17 protein-coding genes are annotated in these 20198 nt (G+C 43.3%); 4 read left to right on the top strand and 13 right to left on the bottom strand.

Translation table 11 applies throughout. The features are described 5' to 3' along the window. Positions 1-290: 290 nt before the first annotated feature. The 11 genes from metF to AC1EK3_RS00915 form a co-directional block, all read right to left on the bottom strand. Positions 291-1145 carry a methylenetetrahydrofolate reductase [NAD(P)H] gene (gene metF / locus AC1EK3_RS00965; protein WP_480033241.1) on the bottom strand — a complete coding sequence of 285 codons (855 nt, stop codon included), beginning with the start codon at positions 1143-1145 and terminating at the stop codon, positions 291-293. Positions 1146-1148: 3 nt separating this feature from the next. Next, positions 1149-3491: a 5-methyltetrahydropteroyltriglutamate--homocysteine S-methyltransferase gene (gene metE / locus AC1EK3_RS00960; RefSeq protein ID WP_480033242.1), complete on the bottom strand. Its 2343-nt coding sequence runs from the start codon at positions 3489-3491 to the stop codon at positions 1149-1151. Positions 3492-3609: 118 nt separating this feature from the next. After that, a complete protein-coding gene (locus AC1EK3_RS00955; protein WP_480033243.1) occupies positions 3610-4167 on the bottom strand; it encodes a SixA phosphatase family protein in 558 nt (185 codons plus the stop codon). A 9-nt stretch (positions 4168-4176) separates the two neighbouring features. Beyond that, complete coding sequence (locus AC1EK3_RS00950; RefSeq protein ID WP_480033244.1) at positions 4177-5328, bottom strand: tRNA (adenine-N1)-methyltransferase; 1152 nt, start codon at positions 5326-5328, stop codon at positions 4177-4179. A 43-nt stretch (positions 5329-5371) separates the two neighbouring features. Next, positions 5372-6415 carry a tRNA (adenosine(37)-N6)-threonylcarbamoyltransferase complex transferase subunit TsaD gene (gene tsaD, locus AC1EK3_RS00945; protein ID WP_004106430.1) on the bottom strand — a complete coding sequence of 348 codons (1044 nt, stop codon included), beginning with the start codon at positions 6413-6415 and terminating at the stop codon, positions 5372-5374. A 21-nt stretch (positions 6416-6436) separates the two neighbouring features. Beyond that, positions 6437-6967, bottom strand: coding sequence for a ribosomal protein S18-alanine N-acetyltransferase (rimI, locus tag AC1EK3_RS00940; RefSeq protein ID WP_480033245.1), 531 nt, complete (start codon positions 6965-6967; stop codon positions 6437-6439). A gap of 27 nt (positions 6968-6994) precedes the next feature. Continuing rightward, complete coding sequence (gene tsaB, locus AC1EK3_RS00935; RefSeq protein ID WP_480033246.1) at positions 6995-7870, bottom strand: tRNA (adenosine(37)-N6)-threonylcarbamoyltransferase complex dimerization subunit type 1 TsaB; 876 nt, start codon at positions 7868-7870, stop codon at positions 6995-6997. Between the two features lie 101 nt (positions 7871-7971). Then, on the bottom strand, positions 7972-8544 hold the full coding sequence (gene tsaE / locus AC1EK3_RS00930; protein WP_116971089.1) for a tRNA (adenosine(37)-N6)-threonylcarbamoyltransferase complex ATPase subunit type 1 TsaE: 573 nt from the start codon (positions 8542-8544) through the stop codon (positions 7972-7974). A gap of 110 nt (positions 8545-8654) precedes the next feature. Continuing rightward, entirely contained in the window at positions 8655-9653 is a 999-nt protein-coding gene (gene holA, locus AC1EK3_RS00925; RefSeq protein ID WP_480033247.1) for a DNA polymerase III subunit delta, read from the bottom strand. A 66-nt stretch (positions 9654-9719) separates the two neighbouring features. Next, the gene (locus AC1EK3_RS00920) at positions 9720-11357 is read right to left on the bottom strand and encodes a ComEC/Rec2 family competence protein (RefSeq protein ID WP_480033357.1); all 1638 of its coding nucleotides are present in this window, start codon (positions 11355-11357) and stop codon (positions 9720-9722) included. Between the two features lie 70 nt (positions 11358-11427). Further along, positions 11428-12213: a ComEA family DNA-binding protein gene (locus tag AC1EK3_RS00915; RefSeq protein ID WP_480033248.1), complete on the bottom strand. Its 786-nt coding sequence runs from the start codon at positions 12211-12213 to the stop codon at positions 11428-11430. A 392-nt stretch (positions 12214-12605) separates the two neighbouring features. On the opposite strand from AC1EK3_RS00915, the gene AC1EK3_RS00910 reads away from it, so the two are divergent. Beyond that, positions 12606-12821, top strand: coding sequence for a helix-turn-helix domain-containing protein (locus AC1EK3_RS00910; protein ID WP_415686671.1), 216 nt, complete (start codon positions 12606-12608; stop codon positions 12819-12821). Further along, positions 12821-13822, top strand: a complete 1002-nt coding sequence (locus tag AC1EK3_RS00905; RefSeq protein ID WP_421785212.1) for a DNA cytosine methyltransferase — start codon at positions 12821-12823, stop codon at positions 13820-13822. Before AC1EK3_RS00910 ends, AC1EK3_RS00905 begins: the two co-directional genes overlap by 1 nt. Before the next feature lie 51 nt (positions 13823-13873). On the opposite strand, the gene AC1EK3_RS00900 is transcribed toward AC1EK3_RS00905, so the two are convergent. Together AC1EK3_RS00900 and leuS are read right to left on the bottom strand one after the other, a co-directional pair. Beyond that, the gene (locus AC1EK3_RS00900) at positions 13874-14770 is read right to left on the bottom strand and encodes a hypothetical protein (RefSeq protein WP_421785210.1); all 897 of its coding nucleotides are present in this window, start codon (positions 14768-14770) and stop codon (positions 13874-13876) included. Positions 14771-15517: 747 nt separating this feature from the next. Next, positions 15518-18502 (bottom strand): leucine--tRNA ligase, encoded by a 2985-nt coding sequence (gene leuS / locus AC1EK3_RS00895; protein WP_480033249.1) that lies wholly within the window; start codon positions 18500-18502, stop codon positions 15518-15520. 209 nt (positions 18503-18711) lie between these two features. Between leuS and AC1EK3_RS00890 the strand changes: the two genes are divergently transcribed. Both AC1EK3_RS00890 and AC1EK3_RS00885 read left to right on the top strand, forming a co-directional pair. Further along, entirely contained in the window at positions 18712-19170 is a 459-nt protein-coding gene (locus tag AC1EK3_RS00890) for a hypothetical protein (RefSeq protein WP_480033250.1), read from the top strand. Positions 19171-19224: 54 nt separating this feature from the next. Beyond that, complete coding sequence (locus AC1EK3_RS00885) at positions 19225-20070, top strand: fructosamine kinase family protein (RefSeq protein ID WP_480033251.1); 846 nt, start codon at positions 19225-19227, stop codon at positions 20068-20070. Positions 20071-20198: the final 128 nt, after the last annotated feature.

Raw genomic sequence — 20198 nt, 5'->3', positions numbered from 1 at the left:
GCACACCGTGCTTCACAATTGAGCCAAATCACGCTTTGAAGGAGCTTGAAATCCTGTTGATTTCAAGCTCGGTCAAAGCGCGCGCGAAGGCAACTCGGAGCGTGAGCTTGCTCAAGTTGAAAGCACGGTGTGCTTTCAACGCAAGCTCAGCAGCGAGTACACGCAAAGTGTACGAGCGCTATAAGCGCAAACACAAATTTTCCAGCCTCGTCAAAACCAAAAAACTAAATCAGTTACAAAACTCATAGACGATACGCAAGAATCCTCCAAAACTCGCGTAACGCTACCACCTACCCAATCTTCGTAAACAGCGGCTTCACATTCGCCCAAATTCTGCGCGCAATTCCCGGATGATTCATGGTATACAAGTGAATACCATCCACTCCTTCGGCAATTAAATCGTTAATCTGCTGGGATGCAAAAATACTGCCGGCATCGCGCAAGCAATCAGCATTACTCCCCCAACGATTCATCATTGCGGAAACTTGCGAAGTAATACGAGACGCACACAAGCTCGTCATGCGCTTAACTTGCGAAGCGTTCGCCACAGGCATTACTCCAGCCTCAATCGGCACGTTAATGCCAGCCGCACGAGCTAAATCACGGAAGCGCAAAAAATCCTCATTATCGTAGAATAATTGCGAAATTAAATGCGTAACACCAGCATCAACCTTGCGCTTCAAATTATCAATATCCGCTTGCAAACTTTCCGCCTCCGGATGCTTCTCCGGGTAGCAAGCGCCCAAAATCGGCAAATCCGGGCGCTTTGAACGAATATAATAAACCAAGTCACTAGCGTGCTCAAAAACGCCTGCCGCTTCCTGGCCAGCAATCACGTCGCCGCGCAAAGCCAAAACACCGGAAACACCAGCATTATCAAACATTTCCAAAGCTTCATCAACAGCATCATAATCAAGGTAGCGAGCTGTTAAATGCGCAACCGCGTCAATACCGTATTCGGAGCGAATTGTATGAGCAATACGCGCAGTAGCAGTACGATCCTGCAGCTTTCCAGTGCCGTAAGTAACCGAAATAAAATCCGGGTCAAGACCCTTCAAGCCATCCAAAGTATCGTAAATCGTACCAATAGGAGATGTTCGCTTAGGTGGAAAAACTTCTAGCGAAAACTTTGGTTTATAAGCCACAACTCACCCCCTGCTCGGCTGATCTATTAGCTTGTTATCTTGCAATTCTTCCCTAACCTCGCGAGCAGCAGCGACAAGATTCTCCAAGCTTGGCCAAGTTTCAGCGTCGCCTCGAGTTTTAAGACCACAATCCGGGTTAATCCACAGTTTCTCGGCAGGCATCTTACGCAAAATCTCGTGAATACGCTCCACAAGCTCCGCCTTGCCAGGAACGCGAGGAGAATGAATATCGTAAACGCCAGGGCCAGCCTCAGTTTCAAAATGCGCGTCGTGAATAGCGTCAAGCACAACCAAGTCGCCACGAGAAGCCTCGAAAGAAATCACATCCGCATCCATAGCATCAATGTCGCGAATAATGTCATTAAACTCCGAATAGCACATATGCGTGTGAATTTGCGTAGTCGCAGCAACTGCAGAATGAACCAAGCGGAAAGCAGCAATCGCCCAATCCAAATACTTCTTATGCCAATCAGAGCGGCGAAGCGGCAACTTTTCGCGCAAAGCAGCCTCATCAATCTGAATCACACGAATACCAGCGCGCTCCAAATCCAACACTTCATCGCGAATAGCAAGAGCCAACTGCTGAGTCTGCTGCTCGTGAGTAATATCCTCGCGAGGCCAAGACCAGTTAAGAATCGTCACAGGGCCAGTAAGCATGCCCTTAACAATATGCTTCGTGCAGCTTTGAGCGTAAGCGCTCCAAGCCACGGTAATTGCAGACTCGCGAGAAACATCCGACCACACGATTGGAGGCTTCACGCAGCGAGTACCATAAGACTGCACCCAAGCGTTCTTCGTAAACTTAAAGCCGCGCAAATGCTGGCCGAAATATTCAACCATGTCGTTGCGCTCAAACTCGCCGTGAACAAGCACATCCAAGCCAATCTGCTCCTGATGCTCAATGCACTTGGCAATGCGATCGCGCATAAACTCGTCGTAAGCTTCACGCGAAATCTCGCCCTTACGAAGAGCGGCACGAGCGTTACGAATATCCTTAGTTTGCGGGAAAGATCCAATAGTAGTCGTTGGCAAATCCGGCAAGCCAAGAGCTTCCTTTTGCAAACGCTGGCGTTCCGCTCTTTCCGGCAGTCGCACAAAATCAGACTCTTTAAGATTCGAAAGACGATTAGCAACAGCAGCATCTGCTTTCACGCGCGAACCGTCAAACAAAGCCTGATTCTTAGCCAAAACGTTACTTGACTTGCGGCTTTCGTCACTTTCTGCAGCAAGATTTGCAATATCGCGAATCTCTTGCAACTTTTCAACAGCAAAAGCAAAATGTTGCAAAACATCCGCACCCAAAGCATCCTCACCAGCAGTGCTAAAAGGCACGTGAAGAAGCGAGCAAGCAGTAGAAACAGCCACTCGATCCGTAATATTCTCGCGCAAAGCGTCAATAAGCCCAAGGCTCACAGCATAATCGTTGCGCCAAATATTACGTCCGTTTACAACGCCCGCAAAAAGCGTAGTTTTTTCGTTCACACCATAACGCTCAATGGCCGCAAGATTTTCGTCCTTGCCTTCCACCAAATCAACACCAACGCCGTCAAAACCAAGATTATTCACAGTTTCGTAAGCATCAGCAATATTGCCAAAATAAGTGTTAAGAAGAATCTTAACTTCCGCACTCCTAGCATCAAGCAAAGGCTTATACAAAGCTTCAAAAAGCTCCAAATCGCCTTCCTCTTTATCAAGCGCCAAATAAGGCTCATCAAATTGCAACCAAGTTGCGTGAAGCTCGCCAAAACGCTTAACAATACTCGCATAAGCAAAAGCCAGAGCCGAAATAACAGACTCAGTTACTTCCAACTCCTGTGCTTCAGGAGTACGAGCCAACTTCAAGAACGTGTAAGGACCAATCAACACAGGCTTCGTTTCCAAACCCTGCGCGCGAGCCTCCAAAAACTCGTCAAAAGGCTTAGTTCCAGCCAAATGCAAGTCTTCCGGATTCTCAACTTCCGGAACAATATAGTGGTAGTTCGTAGTAAACCACTTCTTCATTGGCAAAGCCGTCACATCTCCGCGCTCACCCTGATAGCCGCGCGCAATAGCAAAAAGCGTATCCTCAGCATGCTCAAAATTCAATTTACGATAACGCTCAGGCACAGCACCAAGCAAAATAGCAGTATCGAGCATTTGATCATAGTAGCTAAAATCGTTACTTGGAATTAAATCAATTCCAGCTTCAGCTTGCAAACGCCAATGCTTAGCTCGCAAAGACTGAGCAACTTCACGCACTTCATCCAAAGAAGCATCCTGCTTCCAGTAACGTTCAATAATCTTCTTCAACTCACGATTAGCGCCAATACGTGGGAAACCGGAAACAGAAGTAAAAACCGCAGACATACATCCTCCAAAAAATTTCTTTGACTCGCTTTAGCCTAGCAAAGAAATGCTTGAATGCGGTCATTCAAGAACTTGGGGTGTCGTTATAAGATTAATTTATATGCTTAATTTCGTGTGGTTAGGCAAAGGATTTGGGGGTTAGGATTGCGAGGGCCGTGGCGCCGCGCAAGCCGCAAGTTGCAAATGGACGATCAGACACAAGCACCACAACAGACGCATTAGCAAGCCCCAAACGCATCGCCCCAAGCACATCCGGATCCGAATCCGGCGAAGAAAGCCACTGCGCAGCCATAGACATCGTCGGCTCATGGCCCACAATCATCGTCGTATGAACATCGCTTCGAACCGCCTGCAACTCGTCCATAACCGACTGCATACCACCATCGTAAAGACTTTTGCGAGACTCAACCACAGGCGCATCGCCAAAACGCTTCAACATTCGCTTCAAAGTTTGCTCAGTACGGTTCGCACTAGAACACACAATATAATCCGGCACAAGCTTCAAAGATTCCAAGCCTTTTGCCATAATTTTCGCCTGCTTCAAGCCCTTATCGGTAAGCCCACGACCCCAATCGTCACCCATTTGAGGAGCCTCAGCTTTAGCATGACGCATCAGCAACAAAACGTACTTACTATGATGTGCTTTTTTCATAAGCTTTTTCATTGGTGATGCCATAATGCTCTCCTACTTAGCTTGATTAAGCGCTGATTGTTGTGCAGACTGCGAATCTTGCGAATCTTGCAACTGCAAATCTTCCGGCAATTGCGCAAGCTGCACGTCTAAATCACGCAAAACTTTACGCAATTTACGATCCGAAATATCGCGCAAAGACAAGTCTTCCAACTGTTCAGCGCGCTCTTCTGCTGTCATATCGTCAATATCGCTCACAGTATCTTTAGTACCGTGCTCACGCTTCTTCAAAGCGCTAAAACCTTCTGCCATTGCGCGCGAAACAATCAAAAATCCAGTGTGGCCAATCATCGCGTGATCCGGACGAACCGCCAAACCTTGAGCTTTCCAAGTGCGCTCCAATGTTTCTTGAATTTCTGGCTCCGTCCACATGCCGCTTTCTCGCAAAGCTTCAGCCATTCGAGACATTTGCGTAGTAGTCGTAACGTACGCAATAAGCACGCCTCCAGGCACAATAACGCGATGTGCTTGTTCAAGGCGATTCCAAGGATCAAGCATGTCTAGCATAATACGATCCACGCTGTGAGCGTCCAAAGTTTTTGCAACAGAATCAAAATCGCCAGTAAGCAAATTCCACCATTCTGGACGCTTCCCGTAGTACAAAGTTGCGTTAGACTCGGCAATGCGCGCAAAATCCGGGCGAAGCTCAATCGTCGTAAGCTTTCCGCTCTCCCCAACTGCGTCCAAAAGGCTTAAGCTCATAGCACCAGAGCCAGCACCCGACTCCAAAACGCGCATTCCGGAGCGAATATCTCCTAAAGCAATCACTTGCGCAATATCTTTAGGATACATAATTTGCGCGCCTCTAGGCATAGAAAGCACGTAGTCAACCATGCGCGGTCGCATAACTACATAATCCCAGCCACCAATAGCGCGAGCTGCTTTCCAAGGCTTATTGCCAGATTTTGAAAGGTCTTTAGATTCTTGATTTTCGCTAGTTTGCTGAGATTCGCGCTTTGCACTAACAGTAGTAATTACAACGCCTTCGCTTTGACCAATCACGTCGTCGTGACAAATAAGACCATGCTCAGTTTGTGTAAATCCGCCTGCAATAAGTTGTGCAGTAATTCGCTTACCTTTACGATCAGTGAACTGAATCTTCTCACCTACTCGTAACACTCCGCTACGCGAACTACCTGCACGCACTAAACACCTCGCAACTTTAAAACGACTTTTATTATTTCTACTATTATAAGCTCACAGTGGTAAGAGGCATTGCAGAATCGATTGCAAAATCAGGAGCAGAAGGACGAACCCCTGCTTCTACCAAATTCACACCAAGCATTGCAACCATCGCACCGTTATCCGTGCAAAGCTTGAGCTCTGGCAAACGCACTTCAATTCCATGCTCCTTGCCGCAAGCCAGCAAATGCTCACGAAGCTGCGAATTAGCAGAGAATCCGCCACCAATCATCAACGTTTTAGAACCGTACTGCTCGCAGCCCATCATAGCTTTGCGTGAAAGCACTTCCGCCACAGAATTAGCCAAAGAAGCACACACGTCGTCAACTGGAATTTCAAGCCCTTGAGCCTCACGCGCTTCAACCCAACGAGCAACAGCAGTTTTTACACCCGAGAAGCTGAAATCGTACGGATGCTCTTTGCCGGAACGACCTTGCGTCAAACCTTGCGGAACTTTCAAAGTATCCGGATTTCCAAGCCTGCCATGCCTATCAATATGAGGGCCACCCGGGTATGGGAATCCAAGCAAACGCGCAACCTTATCAAAGCACTCGCCGGCAGCATCGTCCAAAGTTGTACCAACAACGTCAATGCTTCTAGCAATATCGTTCACGTGAAGAAGCGAAGTGTGACCGCCGGAAACAATTAAAGCAAGCACATCTTCCGGCACATCGCCGAATTGCAATTGCGTTACTGCAATATGCCCGATTACGTGGTTAATGCCATAAATTGGCTTATTTGCAGCCCAAGCCAAAGCTTTAGCTCCCGAAACTCCCACAGCTAAGCAGCCTGCTAAACCAGGGCCTGCGCTTACTGCAATCGCGTCAACATCGCTTAAATCCATGTTTGCGTCTGCCAATGCTTTAGAAACAACCGGCACGAAAGCTTCAGCGTGCGCGCGAGAAGCAATTTCTGGAATCACGCCACCGTAGCGCGCATGCTCTTGCATTGAAGATGCCACCACATTCGACACCAGCGTACGTCCGCGCACAATAGCTGCGGCAGTTTCGTCACAAGTTGATTCAATTCCCAATACGATTGCTTCGCTCATTTTATTCCTCTTTATTCCTCGTTATTCCTCAGTTCCGTTATTTTTTGCGGTTAGATCAGCACACATCGTGTACGCATCCACACCTTCCGGCTGATAGTAACGCTTTCGCAAACCCATTTTCTTAAAACTAAAACGTTCATACAACGCGAGCGCAGGAACATTGTCAACTCGCACTTCTAGCAGCATGCGTTTAGCACCAATTTGTTTTGCGGTTTTAATCATTGTCAACAAAAGTTTAGAAGCTATGCCTTTTCGTTGATATTGCTTAGCAACGCCAATTGTCATTATTTGCGCATCGTCGCCATCAAACCAGTAGCCAGCATACCCGCATAACGTATGCGTATTTTCGTCGATTTGAGCGTAATACGCGCGCATAGGAGCTTGCAATTCTTGCGAAATCATGCTCTCATTCCATGAGCCTTTGCCAAACAAGTCGGCTTCAATAGGCGCTATTTTTTGCGCTAACTCATCGCATGTAAAATCGCACTTTGGAACTATATTGCAACCTTCGGCTACTGCTGGAAATTTAGAACGCGTTATATCAACAATCATAATTACTCAAATCGTTATAAAACGCTTCTATTTCTCTTTTACCTTATTCGCTTCGCCAGAGCCAAGCACATGCTTAAGCGGATTTGGCACCGACACGTCCGGACGGCGCAAATAAAGCGGTTCAACAGCTTTTACGTGCTCATCTTTATCGACGCAATGCTCAGCGCAATTCTCAGCGCAGCTCTCAGCACAATTTTCAGTGCAATTCTCAGCGCACTGCTCGAAAATTTGCAAACCGTTTGAGCCCAAGTCAAGCGCAGAAACTTCTGCAATAACGCCAACATGCACGATATTTTGCCAGTCTTCAACGTATTTTTTAGCACCGTGTCCGAGCACATCAACGCAATAATTTTCGCCATTTTCGCTCGCTAAATACTCGTTTACGCGAGACACAACATTTTGCGGATAGTCAATATCCATATTTATCAGTGCATTTCCTTCGTCGTCGTACAAGGACATGTACACTTGGCGACGGCGCGCATCGTTTAGAGAAAGCACGTAGTGACGAATATTAGACTCGCAAGAATCAGCATCATTCGGAAGATTTAGCAGCAAATCCTTGCAAATAACGCCATTTTTGCGAGCTTCTTCAAACGCTCCAGATCGCATCATCAAACTTTGAGGAAGAAGACTATCACAGCCCAAAATTTCAGCATTATTTGCAAACGCAATCGCTTTTGCTGCAACTAATCCTGCGCGAAGTCCTGTAAAAGGAGCAGGACCTACTCCCACAACCACGCGTTTAATATCGGAAGGCTTAAGCCCAGCGTCCTCCACAACTTTTGCAATATTTACTTGTAAACGCTCCACGTGAGTGCGAGAGTCGGTTTCAACAATCGGCTCATGGCCCACAATTCCAACAGTAGAGCCAAATGATGTGTCAATAATCAGCGTATTACTCATGTTCATTCCTCGAAATCACGTACCAGACTAGCTTACTCGCTTAGCACAACTTGCATTATTTACTGCGATATTTGTTGTGATATTTACTCACGTATTTCTAGTTACAATTTTGCAAGTCGATTAAGCCAATCCTTGCCAACAGCTTTCAAAGTTACAATTCGCTCACCGTCGCTAGTAAAATCATCTACTTGCGAAGAGTCAATAGGTCTTGCAATATGAACCTCTAAGCGCTCAGCAGCAAGCACTCCAGCCATTTGCTCACCCCACTCCATAAGCACAACAGTGCCATCTCCCGGCTCTTCCAAAGCTTCGTCAAGCCCCAAAGATTCAAGCTCGTCAAGCAAACGCGAAACAGTATCTTGACCCGGAGCAAAATCTTCACCACCCAAACGGTAAGCATCAACGTGAATTAGCGTCGCCGGCTTGCCATCCGCAAAAGTGCCGTGCAATTCTCGCGCAATCGTAAAAGTTGGAGACACAATCGGCTCGCTAATTGAAAGCCCTGCGCCAAAACCTTGCGCGAACGTTGTTTTACCAGCTCCAAGAGGGCCAGAAAGCAGCAGAACGTCACCTTCTTTAACAAGTTTTGCCACAGCTTTACCAAGCTCGCGCATATCAGTATCCGTAGGCACAGTACAAACTTTTTGCTGTTCTGACACCGTTTCTTCTTTCATACTTAACACAATCTTTCTAATTTGCAGTTCTTAATTTACGTTTCTTATTTACGATTCTTAATTACGATTCCTATTTACGATTCTTATTTACGATTCTTAATTTACGCTTTCTAATTTCCTCGAGACGCAATGAGCATAATACATTTTTCAAGCGCATAATTCGCATCACTAGATCCGCCTTTGCACTGCTCATCCGCCCAAGCTAAAGATTGCAAACATTTAGAAACACCTGCACTATTCCATCCAGCAAGCTGACGCATTGCCATTTTCAGAGCCCACGGGTTTACTTTCGCTTCAGCACTAGAAATCGTGCCGTTGCGAATTGCTATTGCGAGCGCAATTACGCGTACTTTTGCAGCCAAAGCACCTATTAATGCTATGGCGTCAACTCCTTGAGCAATTGCAGTTCTTGCTGCAAGCACAGCAGAACCTGCATGACCTGCAACAGCTTTATCTGCAACAAAAAAGCCGGTAACTTGCGGATCTGCAATCAAGTATCGGTCGACAATATCAAGCGTTATTGGATTATCGTCATAGTCGAAACATAATTGCGAGCATAATGCTGCAAGCTCCCCCGTTTTACTTCCCAAAACTGACACAAGACGTTGTGCTGCTTGAGGCTCAACGCTTCGATTGCGACGCTCAAATATGCTCATAACGAAGTTGAGCTTTGCATCGTCTTTTTTAAGATCCGGCACTGTAATTGTGTTTGCGCCAGCTTTCGTAAGGCGCGTAATAATAGACTTTCCTTTAAGCCCACCTTCGTGACGTGCAATAACCCAGCTTAAAGGAGATTTGTCAAAATTATTTTCGTTATTTTGCGCTTGTTTGCAGAAATTTTCGATTGCGTCTACTAAAGACTCGTCTGCTTGTTGCAAATTATTTATTATTACAATCGTTCCGTCACCGAAAAGCGAAGGACCTACAGCTTCGTCAAATGCGTACTGATCCGCAGTTGACGCATCGAGTTCAATAATTTCAGCATCCGGAGCACTTTTTTGAACTTTTTCACGCACATTTCGAGCATTTAGCTCGTTTAAGTAAGCGTCACCTCCAACTACCAGCGTAACTGGCATAACGCGTTGCGCGCGCTTATCATTTGCTGCCATAATGCTCCTTAAACCAACCAACTCTTAACCATCATAATATTGCATTCGAATATGCGTGCGTGTTTGCTACTCTTCGAAAATTTTCTCTGCTTCTCGTAACATTCGCTTTGCCGAAGCAGACCACAGTTGACCAATTATGCTAGCTCTTTGAACATAATACTTATTGCGAAAAGCTCGCAAAGCTAGCATAAACAAAGCCAATATCACAAATTCTGCACACAACATTGCCCATGCTCCTGCGGCACCTTTTATCCATGGAAACACGCCAAAAGATACTTCATCGCACCAACACGCGCACTTTTGCATAAAGCTTGTTCCAATTGATGAAGCTTTTGCGAAAACAAGCGATAATCCATCGTTAAAGCTCGCACAAACTAGTGAAATTAAGCCGCACACTGTTGCCCAATCCATAAGAGGCGCAACTATTAGATTAGCTGGCACAGACATAAATGACACTTCCGGTTGCATAAGAATTTGCACTGGCATAGTCCAAAATTGTGCAGAAAGCGTTATAGCTAGAGCAGAAGCAACACAAGATGGCATATATTTTGCAAACGTTTTAGAAATCGGCACTCCCATAACAACAATTCCCAAAGTTGCTGCAGAAGAAAGAGCAAAAGCATAATCCCAAGCATACGAAGGGTTTACTAGTAGCACGCCTATAACAGTCCAACTTAAAGCACTAGCTGACTGGTATGGGCGTTTGCAACACCACGCAACAGCGGATATTATTCCCATAATTAACGCTCGAAGCACGGATGCAGAAGGGTAAACTATCGCAGCCAAAGCAATTTGCAACGTAATTTGTATTAAAGATGTAGCCCAACGAGCTAACAGTAATCGTGCGCAAAACTTGCGAATAATCATACTAAGTAGCAAAAAGTGTCCGCCTGAAACTGCCATAACGTGCATGATTCCAGCATGTTGAAAATGTTGACGTGTCATATTCGCATAAGTTTCGTCGACAGGCTCAAGTGAACTTGCATCCTCTACTGGCACATATTCTTGCCCAAGCATGCCAACAGTTACTCCAGGAACCAACATTCTGCCTTGCATATCGAGCTTATTTGTTACGTCATAAAACGATTTCCACAAATTACTAACGGCTTTGTGCCAAAAGTCTGAGTCTTGTATAACATGCAAATTTCGTTGAGTTTTTTCTACATGCAATTCAGGCTTACTACTATCAAATCTCGAAGCTTTCACGATAACAGGAACAGTTAGACTCGAACCATAGCTAAGTTGCTTGCATATTGGCGAATACGCATACAGTCGCGCTTGAACGTAACTTTTTTGCGCATCAAACTTATGCACTTGAACATTAGCTTGGCAATCTCCTTTAAAACTTCTAGACGAGCGCACAGGAGTAACTACTGTAAATTCTGCAAAATGTGCGCGCCCGGCATTATTTCTTTGAGAATACAGTACTTTAGTAGGATTATTGCCGCGTATTTCTTGCATAATAACGTCACCAGATATCACATATTGAGTTATGTACGAAAGCATGCACGCAGCTACAAAAGCGTTTATTATTACTAAAACCGTTCTACGCCATATAAAAAACTTAAATTTTTCGCAAAATATAAAAATCGAGACTATAGTTGCATTGAATAAAACTATTGAAATGCAATAAATTATAGTAAAATTGCATAAGAATTTTCCAATTAAGCACCCAGCCCAGCACGCTGCAGCAACAGGAATCATACGAAAGTCACGACTTCCAGAAACGTTTTCTACTTTTTCTACGTTTTCTACGTTTTCTCGCATAATTCACCTATTTGACGTCAATATTCCCACGGAATTTATTCAAGGTTTTAGGCCCAATTCCTTTAATTTGCATCAAATCTTCTAAACTGCGAAAATAACCAACTCTTTTACGCTGAGCGATAATGCGCGCAGCAGTTTTGGGGCCGATTCCTTTTAATGTTTGTAGTTGATCAAGCGTTGCCGTGTTTATATTGATTCTGCCAGTGTTACTTTGATTAGAAGCAGTATTTTCGTCGCTTTTGTCTCTTTTGTTACTCACGTCGCTTTTGTTGCTTCTGTCGCTTTTGTCGTCACTGTCACCTTTACTTCCTCTGTTGCCTTTACTTCCGTCACCTCCGCTGTTTTCGTCGCTTTCATTACTTACACTTTTTTCTTCATCATCATTTTTATTGTTACCTTTTAAATCTCTAAAAGAAGGCTTTTCGCGGCTAGTATCGTCGTTTTCTATTGCAAACGCGTCCGCTTTTTCGTTCTGAACTCGTTGATATGTTAAGGATTGAGAAATAAGCATTGTCAAGCTTGCACAAAGAGCCGCAACTAGTATCAGCATTAAAGCAAGCGTATGTACAGGCTTCATGTGAAATCTAGGAGAAGTTTTGTTACTTATAATTTCTTCATCAAAAGAATTACAAGCTTTTTCGCAATAGTCGTCACTAAAATTTTTATCAAAATTGCTGTTAGAAAATTCTTCTAAAGACGTTGCAATTCGTCTCCTAGGCAAATCAGATGCAGGCTTATTAAGCCTCAAATTATGCGCATAATTCTGCCCAAAATTCCGTTCAAAGTCTTCCATAAATCCCCCAACTCTTAAAGTTCTTAACTTAACTATTGGGCAACTTATAACACTTCGCAACAAAAATACGCGCCTGTGGTTAAAAGCAAAAATTAGCAACACCGCTATCTTTTACAATCGTATTACTAACGCAGAAACCGCACTGCGCGAGTAACGTATAACTCCACTTATTCGTTACTAACGCAGTCTACGCACTGCACGAGTAACGCTAAATCGCAATTATTCGTTACTAACGCAGAAACCTCGAAAAAAAAAATGCTGTAAAGCACAAAAAATCGCGCAACACATATATTGCTGAATATAATTCCTCTTCCAACTACCTATGCTTTTAAAATTTACTTGATTAAACTTTATATAAACGCTATATTAAATATATAGTAAAAGGAGTTGTAGTGCGTATTAATGAGGAAATAAAACGTATAAGAATGCAAAGTCTTCTAAGTCAGGAAGATTTTGCAAACAGCATAAACATTTCCTTTTGCTCTGTTAATAGATGGGAAAATGATAGAGCGGTTCCTAACTACAAGGCCTTAACAAAAATAAAGAAGTTTTGCGAGGACCGCGGAATTGATTTCAATATTGATATCAGCAACTTGGGGGGAAAATAATGAAAGTACTTAGTTTATTTAGCGGATGCGGCGGATTGGATTTAGGATTCGAGAAAGCTGGTTTTGAAATACCGGTAGCTAATGAGTTCGACAAGACTATATGGGATACTTTCAAGATTAATCATCCGAAAACACATTTAATCGAAGGTGATGTTAGAAAAGTATCAAAAAATGATATCTCTAAATATCTGTCTGACGACTTGGATGGAATTATCGGTGGACCGCCATGCCAATCTTGGTCAGAAGCCGGTTCTTTGAGAGGCATAAATGACGACAGAGGGAAACTTTTCTTCGACTATATTCGTATACTGAAGGATTTTAAACCTAAATTCTTTTTAGCAGAAAACGTGAGCGGCATGTTAGCCAATAGGCATTCCAGCGCGGTTCAAAGTATTCTGAAACTTTTTAATGAGGCTGGTTATGATGTAAATCTTACACTCGTTAATGCTAAAGACTATGGTGTTGCTCAGGATAGAAAACGCGTATTCTATATAGGATTTAGAAAAGATTTAAATATAAAATTTTCTTTTCCAAAAGGATCTACAGAGGATGATGACAAAAAACTTACCTTAAAAGATGTCATTTGGGATTTGCAGAATACTGCAGTTCCTGCAATAACAAAAAATCACCACAACCCAGACTCTATCAACAATAATGAATATTTTATTGGCGCATTCTCATCTATTTTTATGAGTAGAAACAGAGTCCGTTCTTGGAATGAACAAGGTTTCACTGTGCAAGCTTCTGGAAGACAATGTCAGCTCCATCCTCAAGCTCCTAAGATGGTTAAATTAGGTATTAATGATTGCAGGTTTGTAAAAGGAAAAGAATCTCTATACCGTCGAATGACAATAAGAGAAGTAGCCAGAGTACAAGGATTTCCAGATAATTTTAAGTTCATATACGATAGCTTAGATATAGGCTATAAAATGATTGGAAACGCAGTACCAGTAAATTTGGCATTTGAAATAGCTACTGCAATTAAAAAAGTTCTATCATAATTCAGATAAGTGGTGGGATCTGAGTTTAAAGTTCCCACCACTTATTTATGCCTATATGTTCACAGATTCAGTATGCATTATTAATTCAAGACTTAAATCATTAGTATTGGAAATGCCTAATAAATCTAAAGCTGATTTTAATCGTTCATATACAGCATCTCCCTTTTCCAAAAGAGGTCTATCAAATACTAATTTATAATCCAATTTTCCGTTATTCACGAACCAATTTACATAAACAGCCAAAGGTCTGTTACCATCATATTCGTCTTTAATCGATCGATAATTTAGGGCTTTGCAAGCAAAATATACTTCTGGGTGATTATTAACATATTCTTCAATAGTAACTAGAGAATTAACTGCATCTTGAACAGTATCTACATTATCTTTTTCAAATAGCAAAAAATTAGCGACACCGCTATCTTTTACAATCGTATTATTAACGTACGCATTTCTTTTATCTTCAGATAGGTTTGTACCTGCATAAACATCAATGACTTGCTGCCTAGTAAGATCTATTTTTTCACTTAATTTCCCGCTTTTAACATTTAATAATTCAAATTTCCAGCCAAGAGTAATTGCACCATCTTCAATGCGACCTAATTTACTTTTATATATCAATGGTTTTGATTCAAAACTACTCTTCAGCTTAGCTGTAGATGCACTTATAATTTCTTTCCATTTATAGCCAAATAGCTGTTCTGCTCTAATAGCATTAGTTTTATTTTCAAGAAATTCAGCATTTTCTTTCTTAAAAGATATTTTAAATTCTTTAATATTACTGTTAGCGTCAATAGCCCGTACGTATATATCAGTTTTTGGTTCACCTTTTTTACAAGTTGGTTTTCCAGAATTAATTATTTTAAATTGTTTATCTTTATACGAGAAAGTATTATCTATACTAAATAAAGATAACACTTTGTGCTCTTCAAATCCGAACGTTTTTGACATAGCTAAATTTCCTATCTCATTTTACAACTTCATAAAATATTATTAATATTTACATCTTAAAATTAAAAAGATTACATATACTATATTTGTATTTACTTTAACTTACCTTTTATAATTTGCTAATTGATTTTCGCTGTTATTGTAAATTATATTTATTGTTTTCGCACCATCTCTTCCATAGCAAGCAATTTTTTCTGACTATAGGTCGAAAATGTGTAAAAATCATGTCTTGAGTCTTGCAATACAAACGTATTGCGGTAATCGAATCTGTTTTTGCACATTCGTCACACGTACAAAAAGTGCGTAAAAATAAGCTCATAACCATTACTGCAGTAGGGCTCGTGGTATATCGAATGTGATTTATTTCTTATACACATTGGCGTTCGAAGCATGCATTAGCTGAATATTTAGCAATAAACCGTCAAACGCTGTTACTGGCGCAGTCTACGCACTGCACGAGTAACGTATAACTCCACTTATTCGTTACTAACGCAGTCTACGCACTGCACAAGTAACGCTAAATCGCAATTATTCGTTACTAACGCAGAAACCTCGAAAAAAAAAATGCTGTTAAGCGCGAAGAATCAAACGCTCGCGCGGGTAACGCGCTCGCTACGAAACTCGCGTTGGAAGTCCACTGGACTTCCAACTTAAGCGAGTTTCCGCATTGAAATGCCTACGCGCGCTACGCTTTGAGCGCTCCGGCAAGTCAATGCGCAGCTTAATTAAGCCGACTTTAACCTTGACTCAGCTTTCGTCAGGCACAATAGACACAATCTTCGGAGCCTTCACAATCACCTTGCGCGGAGCCTTACCACCCAAGCGATCAGCTACAGCTTCTAGCGCGAGCTTTTCAAGCTCAGAAGCGTCAATATTTGGATCAACTTCAAGCTTTGCTCGAACCTTGCCCTTTATTTGCACAACGGCAGTAACAGTATCCTCACCAACGTAGCGAGAATCCGCAACAGGCCAATCTGCGTGAGCAATTGACTTTGCGTGCCCAAGCTTGCTCCACATTTCTTCGCAAATATGCGGCGCGATTGGAGCCAGCATAAGAATCAGAGGCTCAACAGCTGCTCGCGGCACGTGAGGAAGCGAAGTCAAATGGTTGTTCAACACAATCAGCTTAGCAATTGCAGTATTTGGACGCATTGCTTCCATTTCCACAGTCACTTCTGCAATTGTGTTGTTAAGAATCTTCAGCGTCTTATCGTCCAAAGCGTCGTCAGTTACAACACAAGCTCCGGTTTCTTCGTTTACTACGTTACGCCACAAGCGCTGAAGGAAGCGCATGCCGCCAACGACGTTACGCGTATTCCAAGGGCGAGACTCAGAAAGCGGACCCATGCTCATTTCGTACAAGCGGAACGTATCTGCACCGTAGTTTTCGTACATGTAGTCTGGAGTCACAATATTCTTTAAGCTCTTGCCCATTTTGCCGAACTCGCGGTTCACGGTTTCGCCGTGCCATGTAAAGGTTGGCTCACCAGCGCTGTTTGAAGCACCTTCTTCAACCTCGTCAGCAGGAACGTACTGTCCGCGCTCATCCGTATAAGCGTAAGCCTGAATCATGCCCTGGTTAAACAGGCGGTGGAATGGTTCAGCAGAATCCACGTAACCCAAGTCGTAAAGCGCCTTATGCCAGAACCTGGAGTAAAGCAAGTGCAAAACTGCGTGCTCTACACCACCAACATAAAGGTCAACGCCGCCAGAAACATGCTCTTTGCCTGGACGGTTAGTGCCCATCCAGTAGTCGTATTCGTCGCTGTCAACCATGTGCTCAGCGTCGTTTGGATCCAAGTAGCGCATGTAATACCAGCAAGAACCAGCCCAGTTTGGCATAGTGTTGGTGTCGCGATAGTAAGTCTTTACGCCGTCGCCAAGGTCGAGCTGAACTTTTACCCAATCATCGTTTCGGCTCAAAGGTGCTTCAGGCTCCGAATTTGCGTCGTCTGGAGCGTAAGTTTTTGGCTGATAGTCTGGAACATCCGGCAATGCAATTGGAAGCTCGCTATCTGGAACTAAGTGAGCAACACCGTCCTCATCGTAAACGATTGGGAATGGCTCACCCCAGTAGCGCTGGCGAGAGAACAGCCAGTCGCGAAGTCGGTAAGAAACCCTACCTTTTCCTACGCCTGCAGCTTCAAGCCAAGTCGTCACCTTTTTAATAGCTTCGTCTACGCGCAAACCGTTAATAGACAAAGCATCGCCAAGCTTATGAGTATGCTCTACTGCTGAATTAATAACAATTCCGTCGTGTGACACAAACGGAGCTTTACCTTCGTAATCTGCCAACTTTTCTTCGGAATCAGGCAAAGGCTCAACAGTGTAAATTACTGGCAAACCGAATGCTTTTGCGAAATCGTAATCGCGCTGGTCGCCACCAGGAACTGCCATAATTGCGCCTGTACCGTAACCCATAAGCACGTAGTCAGCAGCAAACAGCGGAAGTTTCGCTCCAGTTACAGGATTAATTGCGTAAAGACCAGTAAACAAGCCGGTTTTTGCTCCTGCATCTTCCGTGCGATCTTTAGCAGTTTTTGCGCGAGCTTGAGCTTGATACTCTGCCAAACCTTCTTTAAGACTTGCGTAACCGCCCTTCCAGCTTTCTGGAACGTCTGCACTCCAAGCTTCTGGAACATGCTCAAGAATTGGGTGATCCACAGAAACAACCGCAAATGTTGTACCAAAAAGTGTGTCTGGACGAGTAGTGTACACTTCCAAATCGCGCGTTTCGCCGTCAGCACATGGCACTTCAAAGTGCACAGATGCACCGTGAGATTCGCCGATCCAGTTTCGCTGCATAAGCTTAACTTTTTCTGGCCAATCAATAGTATTCAAATCTTCTACCAAGCGGTGTCCGTAAGCTGTAATTCGCATGGACCACTGGCGAAGGTTGCGCTGGAATACTGGGAAGTTTCCACGCTCAGACTTACCTTCTGCAGTAACTTCCTCGTTTGCGAGCACAGTTCCCAAGCCTGGGCACCAGTTCACAGGAGATTTAGAAATATAAGCAATACGGAAGTCGTTCAAAACGTCCGCTTGCTCTACTTTATTAAGTTCCTCCCACTTTTTGCCTGCAAAACCAGGAATTTCGCGCTTGCCGCTCTTAAACTCGTCAACGAGTTCAGCAATCGGACGAGCAGAACCCTTTCCGCCGTCTTTGCGCACAAAATCAGTGTCATACCAAGCGTCATAAAGCTTAGAGAAAATCCATTGCGTCCAACGCACATAATTTGTGTCAATCGTTGCAAAAGACCTACGATCGTCAAAGCTCAAGCCCATGCGATGCAACTGCCTGCGCATATTAGCAATATTCGCCTCAGTGGTGATGCGCGGATGCTGACCAGTTTGAACAGCGTACTGTTCCGCCGGCAAACCAAAAGCGTCGTAACCCATTGCGTGAAGAACATTCTCGCCCTTCATGCGATGGTAGCGGCTTACAACATCCGTTGCCAAGTATCCAAGAGGATGTCCAACGTGCAAGCCTTTGCCGGAAGGATACGGGAACATGTCCATTGCAAAGAAAGAAGGACGACCGTCAGCATTCCTGCCTTCGCCATCCTTCAAATTGCCCTTAACATTAGCAGCCCAGAATGTGCCCTGCTCGTCCCAGGTTTTTTGCCAGCGCTGCTCAATATCTTGTGCGAGCTGCGCGTTGTAACGAAAAGCTGGCTCAGCAATAGTAGCTTTGTTGTCAGCTGTTGCATACTGTTGATCGTTGTCGTTCATACCCTAGGACTATAGCGTCTAATATCGTCATTACGCAACACTTTTTACAAGTTTTGTTAAGAAAAATATGCTTTTTACGAAAGTTTTACTGTTTAATGCAATAAATTTATGCAAACAAGCTTTTTCATAAAATCCGTTATTACAATAGTAAACAAAACAATAGTAAACAAATTATTATTAAATAACTTTTTAATACAAGAGGTTAAGAATTGAAAGTACCGAAGAATACACTACTACTTATTGCTTGTTTAGTTTGGGCAGCAGCAGGCTTTAATATTCTGAATATTGGGCTGTTAGCATACCAAAATTATTTGCAACCACTAAATTACGCTTTATCGTTATTAGTTTTTGTCATATTCCAATTCCTAATTTTTGGCAAGCTCGTAAAAAAGCATACTCAAAGAATTAACGGCTATGCGGAAGAAAAGCAATTTTTCCTAAAATTCTTTGACATAAAATCCTTCATAATTATGGCTTTTATGATGACAGGCGGAATTACTTTGCGCGCAACTAACGCAGTTCCAGAACAGTTTATTGCAGTGTTCTACACAGGCTTAGGAACTGCACTATTTTTAGCAGGATTACTTTTTGGTTATCAATTTGCAAAAACACTCTGCCCTGCACTTAAACACAAAGCATCTGATTGTGCTAATACTTCAGTAAAATAGTGAGTTTGGGAATAATTTAATTTATTAATAAATATTTTATTAGGTATGTAGCGCATGTTTCGTATGCGCTACTACGTTAAGAAGGCTTCTATGAACAACGCTGTATATAAGAAAAGTAGATTATACGCGCCTGAGCGTTTCTTTGAATGCGAAGGTAAAGGCTTAAAATGGCTTTCTGAAGCTCACAAATACGGCGGCCCTAGAGTGGCTGAAGTATTTGATTGGGGAAACGGTTACCTTAATATTGAGCGCATTGACACTCACTCAGCAACACCACTTGCTGCATTTGAGTTTGGTGCAGCGCTTGCTCATATGCACGATTACGGTGCAAAATATTTTGGTGAAGCACCAGCAGATTACGATGGCACATGCTATTTTGGACCTTTAAGCGATCCAGTTGAAATGCCAACTGGCACTTGGAGTAATGTTATTGACTACCTTGCGGACGGACGATTGCGCCCTATGGTTGAGCTTGGGATTGCTCGCGGAGAGCTTACTAAAAGCGATTTAGATCTTACAAACGAAGTTATTGATGCGCTGCCTGATTTATTAGGAAAAGCTGCAGAAGATAAGCCTGCTCGAGTTCACGGAGACTTGTGGAGTGGAAACGTGTTATGGACTAAAAGCTCAGACGGCGAACACACTGAAGCTGTTCTAATAGACCCTGCAGCACATGGTGGGCACCGCGAAGAAGATTTAGCTATGCTTCATTTATTTGGAATCAGCTATTTTAAGCAGATTTTAGACGGCTATCAGTCTATTCACCCACTTAAAGCAGGTTTTGAGCAGCGTATGATTATCTGGCAGCTCTACCCTATTGCAGGACATTGCGTGTTCTTTGGTGGAGGCTACGTGAGCGAATACCGTAATATGTGCGAAAGTCTTATAAAAGTTCTATAAGATAATTTTGCTCACTAAAACAGCAACGTAAAGTATTTAGCACACAGCTATATACAATGTTAGAAGATAGTTACAAGTAGAACACATATAGACAGCAACAGATAGACCACGAAACGAGAGGTCACTAC

This window comes from Gardnerella sp. C0026F2 (assembly GCF_056590715.1).
Note: the sequence above shows the minus strand (reverse complement) of the source record. Positions and strands in the feature narration are given on the sequence as shown.

Excerpts from the sequence above, each read along its gene's own strand:
- AC1EK3_RS00955 (WP_480033243.1), bottom strand. The coding sequence starts at position 4,167 with ATGGCATCACCAATGAAAAAGCTTATGAAAAAAGCACATCATAGTAAG.
- AC1EK3_RS00900 (WP_421785210.1), bottom strand. The coding sequence starts at position 14,770 with ATGTCAAAAACGTTCGGATTTGAAGAGCACAAAGTGTTATCTTTATTT.
- tsaB (WP_480033246.1), bottom strand. The coding sequence starts at position 7,870 with ATGAGTAATACGCTGATTATTGACACATCATTTGGCTCTACTGTTGGA.
- AC1EK3_RS00885 (WP_480033251.1), top strand. The coding sequence starts at position 19,225 with ATGTTTCGTATGCGCTACTACGTTAAGAAGGCTTCTATGAACAACGCT.
- tsaD (WP_004106430.1), bottom strand. The coding sequence starts at position 6,415 with ATGAGCGAAGCAATCGTATTGGGAATTGAATCAACTTGTGACGAAACT.
- metE (WP_480033242.1), bottom strand. The coding sequence starts at position 3,491 with ATGTCTGCGGTTTTTACTTCTGTTTCCGGTTTCCCACGTATTGGCGCT.
- AC1EK3_RS00915 (WP_480033248.1), bottom strand. The coding sequence starts at position 12,213 with ATGGAAGACTTTGAACGGAATTTTGGGCAGAATTATGCGCATAATTTG.
- AC1EK3_RS00920 (WP_480033357.1), bottom strand. The coding sequence starts at position 11,357 with ATGATTCCTGTTGCTGCAGCGTGCTGGGCTGGGTGCTTAATTGGAAAA.
- rimI (WP_480033245.1), bottom strand. The coding sequence starts at position 6,967 with ATGATTGTTGATATAACGCGTTCTAAATTTCCAGCAGTAGCCGAAGGT.
- tsaE (WP_116971089.1), bottom strand. The coding sequence starts at position 8,544 with ATGAAAGAAGAAACGGTGTCAGAACAGCAAAAAGTTTGTACTGTGCCT.
- AC1EK3_RS00905 (WP_421785212.1), top strand. The coding sequence starts at position 12,821 with ATGAAAGTACTTAGTTTATTTAGCGGATGCGGCGGATTGGATTTAGGA.
- holA (WP_480033247.1), bottom strand. The coding sequence starts at position 9,653 with ATGGCAGCAAATGATAAGCGCGCGCAACGCGTTATGCCAGTTACGCTG.
- leuS (WP_480033249.1), bottom strand. The coding sequence starts at position 18,502 with ATGAACGACAACGATCAACAGTATGCAACAGCTGACAACAAAGCTACT.